The sequence below is a fragment of the Flavobacterium sp. GT3P67 genome, from assembly GCF_004349155.1.
GTDB lineage: Bacteria > Bacteroidota > Bacteroidia > Flavobacteriales > Flavobacteriaceae > Flavobacterium > Flavobacterium ranwuense.
On record NZ_SMLF01000001.1, the window covers coordinates 633916 to 648935 of the forward strand.

Genomic DNA, 15020 nt, shown 5'->3' on the forward strand with positions numbered 1-15020 from the left:
AATTCACACACAAATTGAACGATCTAAATTTGTAATTTGATACTATTATTGCACAATAATTGCATGTTTCAGCAAGAAGGAACTGATTCCTATTCCGGATTTATTTATTGCTTTTAGATTTACTTCAAATTTTAATTTATTGTCGACTGTAACAAAATTCACGTGTGTGCCTTTTTTTCCGTAACCATTTTGTTCTGTCACAATCAGTACTGGTTTACCGGAAAATTTAGAAAGAATGGTTTCAATTGGTATGGTACAATTGTAAGGAATAAACAGAATATTGCAAAAACCTAATTCGTTCAAATTTTTATATTCCTTGACTTCAATTTTTTTGTTTTTAGTAATGTCAAGTAATGAAGTAGTAATTAGGCTTTCCTCCAGAACAGCAATCTTGAAAGTTTGTTTTTTAGAATAATTTTTCCAATAAACATAATCTACAAAACGATACAGAAAATCAGCTTTTAGAGCATATTCCTTCTCCCCGGTGCCCTCTTGGGCTGACATTGGATTTCCTCCCATTAAAATAATAATTACTATCCAAAAAAACATGTGCTCTCTACGTATCATCTATTTTGTTTTTAAGAAGTTCTGTCTTGATTGAAATTATTGATTCTATCGTGTTTTTTAAATAATTCTGATATTAGAATTTATAGATTAATGATAAACTAAACAAGGTCCCTAATTGGCTAAAGTGATATCCTTGATAGGTCATTTGTGAATAACGGCCATTGAATGTAATTAAGTTAAATTGTGATTTTACTTGAGTAGGATCATTCAAAATTGTTTGTCCAGACGTGTTTTCGGATTTAAATTTCCATTCGGGCAATACATTTAATATATTGTTCACATTAAGAGTTACTGTTAATTTTTCTGTTGCAGCGTAATTAATTCCTAAATCAGTGACTATTTTTGGAGTAAACTCAGTTCTTAAATTTGGATGTAAACCGTCTTGTTTGAATGTTGTTTTTCCAAAATACGTGTTGTTAAGCGATAAGTCAAACTTTTTAATTTTGTAATTTGCTCCCAAAATCCATTTTGTTTCAGGTCTTGATGTAAACATTAATGCGTTAAGTGTTGCTCCAAAATTATCACTTGCAACCGGTGAAATTCTTTTGTTCTCAAAAGTTACGTTTCCTGATAAATTGATTCCTAATTCTCCAGTTCCTAATACTAGGGAACTGTAATTCATTACTACATCTAAGCCTGAAGTTCTCGAATCGAATGAATTTTCAAACCAGACAACGGTACCGAATGAAGTTACTGCTTCATCCCCCAAAATAATCCGGTCTTTTACTTTGATGTTATAATAATCTATAGTAAAGTTTAATTTTTTTAAAGGGTTGGCTCCTATTCCTACAGTTATGTTTGTTGATTTTTCAGCGTCTAATGGAGGAATGCCTAATTGGCGTGCTTGCGGTGAAACATTGTTTATAATTCCACTAACTCGGACCCCTTGGTCAGGTACAAATGAATATTGTGATTTTTGAGTGTAAATTTGGTGTAATGTTGGTGCTCTGAATCCAGAGGAAACGGATCCTCTTATCGTAATTTTATCATTCGAGAATTTATATCTGGAACTTAATTTCCAAACCGTTGCTCCCCCAAAATCGCTATAATTTTCATAACGAACCGTACCGTTTACTAAGAAATTTTTAGTAAAATCATACGCTAAATCGAAGTATCCGCCTAAGTTATAACGATTCCATTTACCTGAATCCTCGGGTCTGTTACCAGCAAATGAGTCCGCACCAAATCCATCCCAAGATGCTTTGTCTCCTGCAATCACTTCAAAAGTTTCTGTTCTAACCTCAGAACCAAAACCAATACTTATTTTATCAGATAATACTTTAGAAACATCTAAATTACCTACAATATGGTTAAACGAAGCTCCTCCCGGTTTAAAAAATATGGGACTGTTCTCTCGATATATATTAATCTTATTGGGATCTTGAATATCTGATCTATTGTGAGAGTTTTCTATGGTATAGATTTGCTTATTGCCACCTGCAGTTATGCTGGCATCAGTATTCCATCCATTCTTTATAGATTTATAACCAAAGCTAGCATGGTAATCGTTCAAATCTCCAATAAATGTCGGATGATACCCTTTGTAAGAAGCAGCCGTTCCGTCTCCAAAGAAGTCTAATAAGTAGGGAAGATCGTTTAAAGTAACTCCCTCTCCATAGCCCCAATAGGGTGTTCTGTAATTGGCAAAAGAATTTACTTTTTTATAGACATAAGCGGCATTATAATACAATTGTGTTTCATCTGATAAAACAAACCCGCCGTTTACCAGAAATTTTACGGCAGCAGTTTGTGGAGATTCATTGATGTTTTGAGCATCTGGATATTTTGCAAGAAAAGATTTAATATCTGCTAAGGTGTTAATGCCAGAAATAGTGCCGCCGAAACTGGCAAAATCTCCATCAGCATCTACTTTTCCGGGTCTGTTGGCCAAGTTCACTTTTGAAAAATCTAGCGTGTAATTTACAAAACCTTTTTCGCCTACAGTAGATCCATTGTTCAAACTCACGCCTAGCATTTCGCCATCACCTTCTGCCGTAATGCCTGTTCTTACAGTTACGGAACCATCATCGGTTCTTTTTTTTAAGATAATATTGATTACCCCGGCTATTGCATCTGAACCATATTGAGCCGATGCGCCATCACGAAGAATTTCAACTCTTTCTATGGCATCTATTGGTATTGCAGAAATATCGGCACCAGTTTCTCCACGTCCTGGAGAGGCTTGAACATAAAGTAAGGAGCTTAAATTTTTTCTTTTTCCGTTGATAAGGATTAACGTCCTGCTGGGTCCCATATTTCTAATTTCGTATGGATCAAGTAATGAAGTGGCATCATTTACAGGAGTTTGAACGGTATTGAAAGATGGTATTTTGTATTGTAATGCTTTGTCAAAAGTTGCCTGTCCGGTTGAAGTCAGTTCTTCAAATGATACTACATCAATAGGAAGTGTAGTCGTGGTATTGCTTCTGGGTACAGCTCTTGTTCCGGTAACCACAACTTCGTTAAGATTTTGTCCGCCTCCTTCAGATAAAAAAACATTTAGAATAGAATCGGTTGTGTCGTGTTCCTGCTTAGAAAAACCAGAGTAACTAAAGACCAAAATAGCTCCTTCCTTAACATTAATCTTGTATGCTCCATTGATATCAGTGGAAACGCTGTTGTTTGTTCTTTTTTCGGTGACGTTAACGCCTGACATCGCAATACCAGCATTATCTAGTACAAAACCCGAGATTTCTTTTTGTGCAAAAAGAAACGTGATGTTTAGCATAAAAAACACTATCGAGGCATACTTTTTCATGATCAGTTGATATTGGTTCATTTTTTGGTTTGAAATCAATTGCAACGTAATAATTATAAGAAGTTTTCATTGAACTACTTAATATGTTTTTTTTAGAAAAAGTAGTCAGTGAAAAGAATAATGATGAAATCAAAAGACAGTTCTCTTTAAGTTATTAAAAGAAGTCTATCTAAAAATGGCACTACATATTCCTATTAGATCTATCCCAAAACGAGAAATATTTTCAATGGGATTAAAGATATTTATAACGTATTTGTCAGATTTTTTACTAAAAATTATGATAGTCTAATCGTATGCGAATTACCAATTCATAATAGTTCTATAATTTCAATTACTTAGGGATAATGCTGAAATTATGTTCAAAAGCCAAATTAGATTCAAGTTCAAATCTGAAAGCATTTTTTTAAAGCTAAAAAACGGAAACGACTGATTTTGAGTCTAAAAACTTATTTTTTACTGTAGTAAATTTAGTCAAAAAAAAGTGATTTTCTATAAATTATAGAAAGATTTTTTTTATCTTTTTAAGGAAAGTTTAACCCTGTTGTATTTTAAAGTAACTCTATTTAAAATAGAAAAATAGGATTTTTAATGACAACCACAATCATCACCACTACTGCAATTTTTATCTGATTTTCTCTTTTTGAAAAAGAATTTTTTGATCAAAAAAGCAAGGGCAATTCCCAAAGCGATAAAAGCAATTATTTCTTGAATATCCATAATCGTTTATTTTAGAATTTGATAAGCAATTAAAGCCACTACATAGGCAAATCCGGACATGAAGATCAATTGTCCAGCGGGCCATTTCCATGAATTGGTTTCTTTTTTTGTAACTGCAAGTGTACTGGCGCATTGCATGGCAAAAGCATAAAACAACAGCAATGATATTCCGGAGGCAAAGTTGAAAATCTTTTCTCCGGTTACCGGATTGATTTCGGCAGCCATTTTATTTTTGATTGTTACTTCATTATCACTGCCGCCTACGCTGTAAATCGTAGCCAATGTTCCTACGAATACTTCTCTGGCAGCAAAGGAACTGATAATGGCAATCCCTATTTTCCAGTCGTAACCTAAAGGTGAAATTGCTGGTTCAATGGTTTTTCCCATTAATCCAATATAAGAGTTTTCTAGTTTTTGTGAAGCCACAGCATTCTCAAACTCTGCTTCTGACAGCGGATTTTGCTTGGTGTTTTCAGTAACAATTGTTTCTGCATTATTGAATTTTTTGCCGGGCCCGTATGATGCTAAAAACCACAATACAATAGAAATGGCTAAAATGATTTTTCCAGCTCCAAAAATAAAGGCTTTTGTTTTTTCGATTACATTGATTCCCACGTTCTTGAAAAGTGGTAATTTATAATTAGGCATTTCTACTACGAAGTATGTTTTTCCTTTTATTTTAAGGATTTTATTCAAAATGTAAGCTGAAAAAATAGCCATTCCAAAACCCAAAAGGTACAACAGCATCAAGGTCATTCCTTGCATGTTCAGAAAACCAAAAACGCGATTATCCGGAATTACCAGTGCAATAATAATGGCATAAACAGGCAATCTGGCAGAGCAGGTTGTAAATGGTGTTACCAGAATGGTAATCAATCTTTCTTTCCAGTTTTCGATATTTCTAGTGGCCATAATTGCAGGAATAGCACAGGCAGTTCCAGAGATAAGTGGCACCACACTTTTACCCGATAAACCAAATTTTCGCATGATTTTATCCATCAGGAAAACGACTCGACTCATGTAGCCACTTTCTTCAAGAATCGAAATAAACATAAACAGGAAGGCAATTTGTGGAATAAATATCAAAATTCCTCCTATTCCGGGAATGATTCCTTGTGAAATTAAATTGGTTAAAACTCCTGCCGGTAATTCTTCGGCAGCAAGAGTGCTCAACGTAGCAAAAGTGCCATCAATGAAATCCATCGGGATTTTAGACCATTCGAAAATAGATTGGAAAATAACAAACAAAATCAGGAAGAAAATTACATATCCCCATACTTTATGTGTCAGAACGCGATCCAGTTTGCTTCGGAAATCTTTAGCAATAGTGGTGTCTATTTTTAATCCTTCTTTCAAAACATCATTGATGAATTGATAGCGTTTTATGGTTTCTTTTTGTTGCAAACGTTTTAAATCCGAATGGGATTTAGTAAACGAACTTCGGATTTCATTTCGCTCTAAATTCAGGAAATTGACGTCCTGCGTAATTACCAGCCACAATTTGTATAACAATTGGTTAGAAAATGCTTTGCGCAAACTATTGAAATATTCAGGGTCGATACTTGACGCATTCAGGCATGGTTCGCTGGAAATAGTTTTATAACTGACAATCAATTTTTTCAATTCATCAATCCCAAAATTTTTTCTCGAACTGATCAGTGCGATTTTTGTTTTTAAGTGCTCCTCAAGATACGGAATGTCTAATGTGATTCCTTTAAATTTCATTCTATCCGCCATGTTTATGACTAATATTGTGGGAATTTCAAGGTCTTTTATTTGGGTAAAAAGCAGTAAATTTCGTTTTAGATTTTCAACATCAGTAACTACAAGCGCTACGTCCGGATATAATTTATCGTTTTTATTCAGTAATAATTCAATGACTACATTTTCATCAATCGAACTTGCATTCAGGCTGTATGTCCCTGGTAAATCCAGAATGTTAGCTTTAACATTATTGGGTAATTTGCAAAAACCAATCTTTTTTTCAACCGTAATTCCAGGGTAGTTTCCCACTTGTTGATTAAGGCCTGTCAACTGATTAAAAACGGAAGTTTTCCCCGTGTTAGGATTTCCGATTAAAGCAACATTGATATTTTGATTGGTCATTATAAGTTGTTTTTTAGTATTTCAACTTCAATTTCACGCGCTGTTTCCACGCGGATAGCAACGTGTGAGCCATTAATATTAAGGTATAAAGGATCGCCAAAAGGAGCAATTTGAAGCAGTTCAACCATATTTCCCGGCAAACATCCCATTTCTAGTAATTTCAATGGAACAATGTCAATATCAAAATCTTTGATAATGGCCTTTTCACCTTTTTTTAGAGAATGTATCGTTGTTTGCAAGTCTTATTTAGATTGAATTAAGATTGCAAAAGTACATATTATAAAACTAAAAAAAATGATAATTGTCAATTTTGTAGTTTTTTTGGATAAATTTAAGAATCGGGCAATAGTTTGTTTTGCTGGGTTTTTCAATCAGATTATAAGCGATTTACATAACCTTAAAAGTGCTTTATTCGTTGCTCAAAAAAGTAATATCTTCGATTAATCTTTTGATGTCTTCTTTGTTGGTGCCGTCATAAAAACCACGAACTCTTTTTTTAGTATCGACCAAAACAAAATTTTCGGTGTGAACCATATCATATAGTTCGCTTGGTTTTCCCAGTTTCACGGCCAAATAGGATTTTCTGGCCATTGCGTAAATTTCTTTTTTATCTCCGGTGACTAAATTCCATTTGGCATCATCAACATGATGTTTTTTGGCGTAAGCCTTCAAAACGGGAACGCTGTCAGTCTCCGGGAAAACGGTATGTGATAATAATCTCACCTTTGGATTATTAGCAAAAGCTTTTTGAATATCGGATAAATTGGAGGTCATTTTTGGGCAAATGGAGCCGCAAGTGGTAAAGAAAAAATCAGCCACATATATTTTTCCTTCATAATCTTTTTGGGTGATGGTTTTTCCGTTTTGGTTGACAAACGAAAAGTCAGCAATCGTATGATACTTGCTTTTGTATTGAACGGTGCTGTCCACTAATTCAGGATTTACATCCACAGGATTATAAATTGGAAGTGTTTTTTTTGGCTTTAAAGCCGAATAAAATAAGGATAAAATGATTGCCGAAAGAACAAGGAAGACTCCGAAAAAGAGTCGGTATTTTTTGAAAAACTCTGACATAACGCTATTTTGATGCAAAAATACGAAAACGAGATTTGTTTTTAATTCAAATTAACACAATACTCACGTCAAACGCATTAATATTAAAGTTTAAACCACATAGAAACATAGTCTTTATTCCTACAAAAATTAAATTCTATGTTTCTATGTGGTTCCATTTTTAATGCGTTTGACCTCACACAATACTTAGTTCAGATAGATTCCTTCGAAATAAAGGACATGAAATTAATTCTCGTTTTAATTAAACCTTTTAGAAATTTTGGAGTCCAATAAAGATGTATTAGTAAATAATAAATTTTAACTAAAAATCAGATTATTTATTAATAGCTTTGTTAAGATAACTAAAAAACAAAAAAAAATGAAAAAAACCAGCAATAAGCAATTGCTTTTTGTGATTCCTGCAATTATGGGTTTTGCGGTGAGTCAAGCACAGAATGCTCCGGCAGCTAAAGAACCGGGAATCAATGTTAATTACATGGATAAGGGCGTAAAGCCAAGTAACGATTTCTTTCGTTATGTAAACGGAACTTGGTTGGATAATACGGAGATTCCAGCTGATAGAACCCGTTGGGGTAGTTTTGATGAATTGCGTCAAAAAACAGATGCTGATGCATTGGCAATTCTAAAAGAAGCGACAACAAATCCGAGCTACAAATCGAATACAGATCAAGGCAAAGCGATTAATTTATACAAATCTATTCTTGATACCGTAGGAAGAAATAAGTTAGGTATTGCGCCTTTGAAACCGTACTTAAAAAAAATAGACGCGGTTAAAAACGCCAAAGATTTAGAGGCATTATTGATCGAAATGGAACCTATTGGCGGGATTGGATTTATGGGTGCCGGTGTAGGGACTGATGCAAAGAACAGCAGTAGAAACGTGATTAATTTAGGTCCTGGAGGCGTAGGTTTGCCGGATAGAGATTATTATGTTTCTGAAGATGCCGATTCCAAAGAGAAACGTGCGAAATATCTTTTACACGTTGCTAAAATGTTGCAATACCTTGGTGATAAACCAGCAGTTGCAAAAATGAATGCTGAAAAAATCCTGGCTCTTGAAATTGCAATGTCTAAACCAAGATTGGACAGGGTAGAACGCAGAGATCGTCGTAAATCATACAATCCAATGACATTGAGTGATTTGAGTAAATTAACTCCATCAATCAACTGGAATAATTATTTCACAAAAATTGGATTGGCAAAAGTAGATACCGTTATTGTGTCGCAACCAAAATACATGACCGCTTTAGAAGCTATATTTAAAGAAAATAAAGTAGAAGACTGGAAAGCATACATGCGTTGGAGTTTGTTGAACAGAGCTTCAAGCCAATTATCAACTGAAATTGAAAACGCAAACTGGGAGTTTTACGGAAGAACGTTAACGGGTGCTGTAAGTCAAAGACCACGTGACGAAAGAGCACTTCAAACCATCAATGGAACGGTTGGAGAAGCTTTAGGAAAATTATATGTAGAGAAAAAATTTCCGGCTGAAGCCAAAGCCAAAGCGGAGAAAATGATCAAAAATATATTTTCAGCTTTCGAAAACAGAATCAATAATTTGTCTTGGATGTCTGCAGAAACAAAGGTGAGCGCGCTTGCTAAACTGCATAAATCAAGAATTAAAATTGGCTATCCTGACAAATGGAAAGATTATTCAGCCTTGACGATTAAAAGTCCAGAAGAAGGAGGAACGTATTTCGAAAATGCGAAAAGCATGGCGCAATGGCGTTTCAATGAGAATATAGCTGAGTTGAACAAACCAGTTGATAAAGATAAATGGGGAATGTCTCCACAAACGGTAAATGCCTATTACAATCCATCCAATAACGAGATTGTATTCCCAGCAGCGATTTTACAACCGCCTTTTTACAATTACCAAGCGGATGAAGCAGTAAATTATGGTGGAATTGGAGGTGTTATTGGTCATGAAATTTCACATGGTTTTGATGATTCAGGTTCCCGTTACAACGCTGACGGAAACTTAGTAGACTGGTGGACTGCAGAAGATTTGAAACAATTCTCTGCTTTGACAGGAGCACTTGCGGCACAATACAGCGCTTTGCAACCTATTCCAGGAACTTTCGTAGATGGTAAATTTACGTTAGGAGAAAACATCGGAGATTTAGGTGGAGTAAATGCCGCTTATGATGGTTTACAATTGTATTTGAAAGAAAACGGAAATCCGGGATTAATCGACGGATATACTCCAGAACAACGTTTCTTCATTTCTTGGTCGACTATCTGGCGTTCAAAAATGCGTGATGAAGCCTTGAAAAATCAAGTAAAAACAGACCCGCATTCTCCAGGAATGTACCGTGCTTATGTTCCTTTGCAAAACATAGATACGTTCTATAAAGCGTTTGATATTAAAGCAAATGACGGAATGTATATTGCACCTGAAAAGCGTGTAAGAATCTGGTAGAAATACATACAAGTATAAAAAAGTCCCATTTGACACTGTCGAATGGGACTTTTGTTTTTACAGGATTTCGCTATTGTTTTTACGTGTTTTTCTCAACGAATAATTGACCATATATAATCCAAACAACGTAACTCCGCCGCCAATTGCAATGGCAGCATTGAGTACTTCGCCGAAAATTACAGCGCCTAAAATCACGGCTATAATTGGATTGATATACGCATAAATACTGCTTATTTCAGCAGGAAGATTTTGAAGCGCATAGATAAAGGCAATGAAAGTAAGTACCGAACCAAAAACAACTAAATAGGCAATTGACCACCATGAAATTGCTGGAACAGCACTCAAACTAACCGAAGTTCCTGTTGCTCCATTGTACGCGAAAAGTAAAATACTAGATATAAACATTTGCAGTCCCAAACTAAAATACGGATTAAAACTGGCAGCTTTTTTCTTTGTATATAACGAGCCAAATGCCCAAGTTAATGTAGCGATTAATGACAGTATAATCCCAAATCTAAAATCAGGAATCATAAAATCACTCAAATGATCGTAAAAGATAACGCAGACGCCACCAAAACTGATAATTAAACCGATAACCGTTAGTCTTGCCAATCGTTCTCCTCTAAAAAAAGTAATGATTACAATCCATAAAGGCACAATAGCTCCTATGATTGCTCCCAGTCCGCTGCTGATGTATTTCACGCCCCAAGTGCTTAATCCGTTACTCAAAACAAAATTAAGGATGCTTAAAATAACAATGGTTTTCCATTGTTTTCCTTTCGGCCAAGGTGTTTTTTTGAATAAGAAAAAGGAAATATACAGCAACCCGCCAATGAATTGTCTAATGGCAGCGAGTTGCAAAGCCGGCATGTGTTTTACGCCTTCTTTTGACGCAATCCAAGTAGTTCCCCAAAAAAAACTGACCCAGCATAAAGCCAAAACAGGTAATCCAATGGCATTAACTTTAGACGAAAAAGCATTCTTAATTTTAGTTCTCACATTATAAATTTGGTTTCGTAAAAGTATAATTTAAAACGTTTTCTAACGTATCACTCAGAATTATTTTTCCGCCAAAATTATTTTCATTATTAAACTTTGGAGAAGCCAAATTCAAAGCCATAGCTTTTTGAGTATAATAAATTTCTCGCGAAGGATGGTAAGGAGTTACTGCATTAAAAGTTTGGTTCCAAGAATCATTTTCTATGATTTTTAGAATAATACCGATGCAATCTTCCTGATGAATTAAATTAATCGGTGCATCGGGATTATCCAAATTTTCACGACCGGCCAGAAAATGTATCGGATGACGGTCTTCGCCAATTAAGCCGCCAAAACGCAATACTGTAGTTTTGAAATTGTTATTGCTCAGCAAAAGCTGTTCGGTCTCCAACAATTGCTTACCGCTTTCAGTTTCCGGTTTCGGAATTGTTTCTTCAGTAACAAACGCATCGGCATCATTATAAACCGATGTCGAACTGATGAAAAGTACGTTTTTAACAAATGATTTTTCTATAAACGGAATTATATTTCTAATTTTTGATACAAAATTTTCTGTCTCTGAACCACGAAGTCTTGGCGGAACATCGATGATTAAAATTTCTGATTTTTCTAGAAAATCAGTCAGGTTTCCAGTGGTTTTGTTTTCTGAAAGTACAATTAAAAAAGGCTTAATTCCGGCATTTTCTAATACCGCTAATTTCTCTGTCGAAGTCGTCGTGCCGTTTACTGAAAACTCTGCTGCGAGTAAGGCTATCCCCAAAGGTAAACCCAACCAACCGCAACCCAGAATACTAATTTTTGTCATTTTTTATTTTTTTAAATGAAATAGCGCTATTTCTGCCCTAGCTCCTAATCGTGCGGGAATTATACTTGTGCCAATCCCTTTTGAAACATATAGTTTTGTATTATTGTTGTTGTACCAACCTTTGATATATTTTCCACTTCCTTGTGGCAAAAAAGGAGCGAAACCAAATAAATTTATTTGCCCGCCATGCGTATGGCCAGATAGAATAAAATCCACATTGATGTCTTTTTTTAGTTGTTTTGATATTTCGTCGCTGTATTGTGGGCAATGGTTTAAAATTATATGGTAATCACTTTTTTTATATTCTTTGATTGCCATATCAAAATCGGATTTTCCACCTAAAAAATCGTCAACACCAGTTATAGATATGGTTTCATTATTAAATAAAAATCGTTTCGTTTGATTAATTAGTAAAGTGCAATTATTGTCTGCGTAGATTAAATCCAATTTATTGATATCAATATTTCCCCAATATTCCCAATTTCCTAAAATTGCAACTTTTTTTATATCTCGCTCTATTAGCTTTAAAAACTCATCCAGTAAGGAAATGTTTTTGGTTTTGTCTATTGCGTCCCCTGTAATTAAAATCAAATCAGGTTGAAGTTTGTTGATTTTGTTTGCCAGTTGAGTCAGTTGGTAATTTATTGATTGTAGGTGCAAGTCGGAGATTTGAATAACTTTTATGTTTTTTGTGTCCTTTGTTGCAGAACCAATATAGAATTCATTAGTTTCTATGAAAAATTTTTCAATCCAAAAGACATCTGCCAAAATTAATCCCGTTGCTGCAATAAGTCCAGTCTTAATGAACTTCCTTCTTGTTATTGCCATAGTCTCAAAATTAGTAACCAGTTTGTTTTCGTTCTTTCTGTGTTGTTTCTTTTTCATCTTTTTTGATGAGGTAATTTAGTGCTTCATAAATATCACTAAATTTCTTGTCGTAGTTAGCTTCTCTTTCAAGCAATTTTTCGTTAAATTCTTTGTGCTCCAAAGCGTATTTCCAAATCATGACGAAAGTACGCATGATAGCGATATTTACATGAATCGCCACTTCCGAATTTAAAATACCACTTAACATCGCTACGCCTTGTTCCGTGAAAGCAAAAGGGGTTACTGTTACGTTTCTTTTTATATGTGGTCACAATTTATGACCTTAAAGAATATCTCATCACAATTTGTGATGAGATAGTTTTATTATGGTTTTTTCAAACTGTCTTTAACAACTGTCATACTATCTTTTACAATAGAATTTGCAATCGTATTTTCCAAAGTATTTACAACTGATAACGGACTTGGTTTTATTTTTTGTTTGATTACCACAGCATCATTCAAAACAAAAGGAGTTGGCATCATCCAGTTTTCTCTTTTTGCTATTCCAAATAAAGGATTAGTCATTAAATCGAAAGAACTTTCCATCAGTTCCATATCTAAAACCGTTGCGACATTTACGCTGAACTGCATTTCCAAAGGTATGTTTCCAACTACATAATAACTCAATATTTTCTTTCCTTTTCGTTGGTAAAGTGAATTTTTCTGACCTAAAGTAGTCACGCCATTTGCTTTGAAATTATGAATAGCCATTTTTTCATTGGCAAAAATATCATAGCGATTGACGTTTCTATTAGGGGAAATTTTTATTTTCAAATACCTTTGATTACCAACCACTCGGTCTTCCAGGAATTCTATATTTGGTTTGAGGATCCCTTTTTTAGGAGCTTCGGCTGCATAGGTAAAACCAGAATTGTATTTGCTGAACAATGGTGTTTCATTCAAAGCCATTGCTTCTTTTGGGTTTTTACCCAAATAGCCTTTGGTCCAGGAATCAAGATTGGTGTCATACGTTGCCCAATTGGCTTTGTCTGTATCGGCATTGTAGACATACAATAAACTGTTTGATTTGGCTTTTCCATATTCGTAACCTGATTCAGAATGTGCTTTCGCAAAAAAGCCAATAGCAAGTACAAAAAATACTAAAGACCAGATTCCCTTTTTGGCGAAAGCCCCAAAAACAGGCAACAATAATCCAAAGGTCATAACAGTAAGAACAGCGCTTCCAAACAGCACTTTTAACCCCAAACCGATAGGAAACATCTGGATAAAAGGCGCTATGATTATCAAAGCCGGAATGCTAAAAGTAAGACTTAATATTTTACGGGATTTTTGGGTAATGATAAATGCAGCAAATAAAAATAATCCAAAATAAACAGGAATAATCAAGAATCCGGCTCCTTGTAAACTAAAAGCCAAAGCTCCATTAATCACAATCCAAATAAATAATGGGGCGACATAATGATTCATGGTCACTTTTTTGGCAGAAAAACGGTTGTAAAATGCTAAAGTTATTGCCAATGCCAAAAGCACAAATGCCGCAATGTAGGCGTGTCCGTTATAGGTAAATCCGTTGAGTAAATCCGTGTATTGCGGGTACAAGATCAGCAATGCTTTCCAACCAAAAAAAGTAATTAATCCAGTACCGATCAGGGAGCTTAAAAATGGTATAAATCCTATCCCAATTTCGCGGAATGATAAAATACGCTTGGCTCTTCCTAAAAATAACAGGAAAATAAACAGTGCCAATGCGATTACCACCATTGGTAAAACCCAGCTAAAAGGATAGTTTATAAAAGTATATGGAATGGTAAAATAGACGTGATCTTCGCTGGCTTGCGTCGTATTTAAATCGGCATTTGAGAAATAATTCAATAGCGGCATTAAATAAGTGCCTTGATGTGCTAAAGTATTTTTGTTTAAATGATTGATGTCATCCTGAGCGGTGTGATAGTTAAAATGGTCATCGATAAAAGCAAAATTATACCCTTGAATATTGCCTTGTTCTCTGAAAACGGTCAAATCGGTGTCGTTAGGTAACATTTTATAAATGCTGTACATCAAGGAATTTGAAACTGGAAAAGTCGTTTTTGCGGCAGCAAACTCTTTTACCAATCCGGCATTTCCCTTATTGGTTTCCATCAACATATAGCTGGGTCCGGAAGAACCACGCGCTTCAAAATTAAGTACCAAACCTATTTCTTTAGCCCAATGGTGTTTTGTGACAAACAATGCTGCGCCATTTAACCCTAATTCTTCCGCATCTGAAAACAGAATGATAATGTCATTTTTATGAGGGGTTTTGGAATATAAAAAAGCGCGAACACTCTCCAGGATTGTCGCTACACCGGAACCCGCATCACTTGCCCCTTTGGAGTAGGAATGTGGTGCGCTGTCATAATGGGTAAGCAATAACAAAGCTTTAGAGTTAGAAGTTCCTTTTATTCGAGCTAATATATTTTTTGATTGTACTAAATTTCCCCAATCGCTCAAGGTATATCCTTCCTGAACGGAAGTTTCCAGTCCTAACTTGTTCAGCTCTTTTACGAGATAATTAGCAACCACTTCATGTTCTTTGGAACCTACATAATGGGGTTGTTTTGAAATGGCTTCCACTTGTTTTAAAGCTCTCTTGGTCGAAAATTCAGAAAGAGGACCTTCTTCATCTGAAGTCCAATGCGGCATCATGGTAAAGTAAATCAGCCCAAGAATTCCTAGGAGAAATAAAGTGGCGAAAATTGAGGAAT

General features: G+C 35.0%; 12 protein-coding genes. 1 reads left to right on the plus strand and 11 read right to left on the minus strand.

Features of this window, described 5'->3' with window-relative positions; translation table 11 throughout:
* Positions 1 to 45 precede the first annotated feature (45 nt).
* From E0H99_RS02770 to E0H99_RS02795, 6 genes are all read right to left on the minus strand, one after another.
* Positions 46 to 567 carry a YfiR family protein gene (locus tag E0H99_RS02770; protein ID WP_131990949.1) on the minus strand — a complete coding sequence of 174 codons (522 nt, stop codon included), beginning with the start codon at positions 565 to 567 and terminating at the stop codon, positions 46 to 48.
* A 73-nt stretch (positions 568 to 640) separates the two neighbouring features.
* Positions 641 to 3325 carry a TonB-dependent receptor domain-containing protein gene (locus tag E0H99_RS02775; RefSeq protein WP_131990951.1) on the minus strand — a complete coding sequence of 895 codons (2685 nt, stop codon included), beginning with the start codon at positions 3323 to 3325 and terminating at the stop codon, positions 641 to 643.
* A gap of 585 nt (positions 3326 to 3910) precedes the next feature.
* Entirely contained in the window at positions 3911 to 4042 is a 132-nt protein-coding gene (locus E0H99_RS02780) for a FeoB-associated Cys-rich membrane protein (RefSeq protein ID WP_131990953.1), read from the minus strand.
* Between the two features lie 6 nt (positions 4043 to 4048).
* Positions 4049 to 6148 carry a ferrous iron transport protein B gene (gene feoB, locus E0H99_RS02785; RefSeq protein WP_131990955.1) on the minus strand — a complete coding sequence of 700 codons (2100 nt, stop codon included), beginning with the start codon at positions 6146 to 6148 and terminating at the stop codon, positions 4049 to 4051.
* Positions 6148 to 6387, minus strand: coding sequence for a ferrous iron transport protein A (locus E0H99_RS02790; protein WP_121343194.1), 240 nt, complete (start codon positions 6385 to 6387; stop codon positions 6148 to 6150). Before E0H99_RS02790 ends, feoB begins: the two co-directional genes overlap by 1 nt.
* 169 nt (positions 6388 to 6556) lie before the next feature.
* Positions 6557 to 7222: an SCO family protein gene (locus E0H99_RS02795; RefSeq protein ID WP_131990957.1), complete on the minus strand. Its 666-nt coding sequence runs from the start codon at positions 7220 to 7222 to the stop codon at positions 6557 to 6559.
* 358 nt (positions 7223 to 7580) lie between these two features.
* Between E0H99_RS02795 and E0H99_RS02800 the strand changes: the two genes are divergently transcribed.
* Positions 7581 to 9644, plus strand: coding sequence for a M13 family metallopeptidase (locus tag E0H99_RS02800; protein WP_131990959.1), 2064 nt, complete (start codon positions 7581 to 7583; stop codon positions 9642 to 9644).
* A 57-nt stretch (positions 9645 to 9701) separates the two neighbouring features.
* On the opposite strand, the gene E0H99_RS02805 is transcribed toward E0H99_RS02800, so the two are convergent.
* The 5 genes from E0H99_RS02805 to E0H99_RS02825 form a co-directional block, all read right to left on the minus strand.
* Complete coding sequence (locus E0H99_RS02805) at positions 9702 to 10643, minus strand: DMT family transporter (protein ID WP_131990961.1); 942 nt, start codon at positions 10641 to 10643, stop codon at positions 9702 to 9704.
* A 1-nt stretch (position 10644) separates the two neighbouring features.
* Positions 10645 to 11448 (minus strand): SDR family NAD(P)-dependent oxidoreductase, encoded by an 804-nt coding sequence (locus tag E0H99_RS02810; protein WP_131990963.1) that lies wholly within the window; start codon positions 11446 to 11448, stop codon positions 10645 to 10647.
* A 3-nt stretch (positions 11449 to 11451) separates the two neighbouring features.
* Positions 11452 to 12333 (minus strand): metallophosphoesterase, encoded by an 882-nt coding sequence (locus E0H99_RS02815; protein ID WP_240723428.1) that lies wholly within the window; start codon positions 12331 to 12333, stop codon positions 11452 to 11454.
* Entirely contained in the window at positions 12287 to 12523 is a 237-nt protein-coding gene (locus E0H99_RS02820; RefSeq protein WP_205728666.1) for a hypothetical protein, read from the minus strand. Before E0H99_RS02820 ends, E0H99_RS02815 begins: the two co-directional genes overlap by 47 nt.
* A 116-nt stretch (positions 12524 to 12639) precedes the next feature.
* On the minus strand, positions 12640 to 14961 hold the full coding sequence (locus E0H99_RS02825) for a M28 family peptidase (RefSeq protein WP_131991626.1): 2322 nt from the start codon (positions 14959 to 14961) through the stop codon (positions 12640 to 12642).
* Positions 14962 to 15020 lie beyond the last annotated feature (59 nt).

What these genes read in the sequence shown, in the direction of transcription:
- E0H99_RS02815 (WP_240723428.1), bottom strand. Translation starts at nt 12,333, where the DNA reads ATGAAAAAGAAACAACACAGAAAGAACGAAAACAAACTGGTTACTAAT.
- E0H99_RS02770 (WP_131990949.1), bottom strand. Translation starts at nt 567, where the DNA reads ATGATACGTAGAGAGCACATGTTTTTTTGGATAGTAATTATTATTTTA.
- E0H99_RS02795 (WP_131990957.1), bottom strand. Translation starts at nt 7,222, where the DNA reads ATGTCAGAGTTTTTCAAAAAATACCGACTCTTTTTCGGAGTCTTCCTT.
- E0H99_RS02800 (WP_131990959.1), top strand. Translation starts at nt 7,581, where the DNA reads ATGAAAAAAACCAGCAATAAGCAATTGCTTTTTGTGATTCCTGCAATT.
- E0H99_RS02810 (WP_131990963.1), bottom strand. Translation starts at nt 11,448, where the DNA reads ATGACAAAAATTAGTATTCTGGGTTGCGGTTGGTTGGGTTTACCTTTG.
- feoB (WP_131990955.1), bottom strand. Translation starts at nt 6,148, where the DNA reads ATGACCAATCAAAATATCAATGTTGCTTTAATCGGAAATCCTAACACG.
- E0H99_RS02775 (WP_131990951.1), bottom strand. Translation starts at nt 3,325, where the DNA reads ATGAAAAAGTATGCCTCGATAGTGTTTTTTATGCTAAACATCACGTTT.
- E0H99_RS02825 (WP_131991626.1), bottom strand. Translation starts at nt 14,961, where the DNA reads ATGATGCCGCATTGGACTTCAGATGAAGAAGGTCCTCTTTCTGAATTT.
- E0H99_RS02780 (WP_131990953.1), bottom strand. Translation starts at nt 4,042, where the DNA reads ATGGATATTCAAGAAATAATTGCTTTTATCGCTTTGGGAATTGCCCTT.
- E0H99_RS02820 (WP_205728666.1), bottom strand. Translation starts at nt 12,523, where the DNA reads ATGTTAAGTGGTATTTTAAATTCGGAAGTGGCGATTCATGTAAATATC.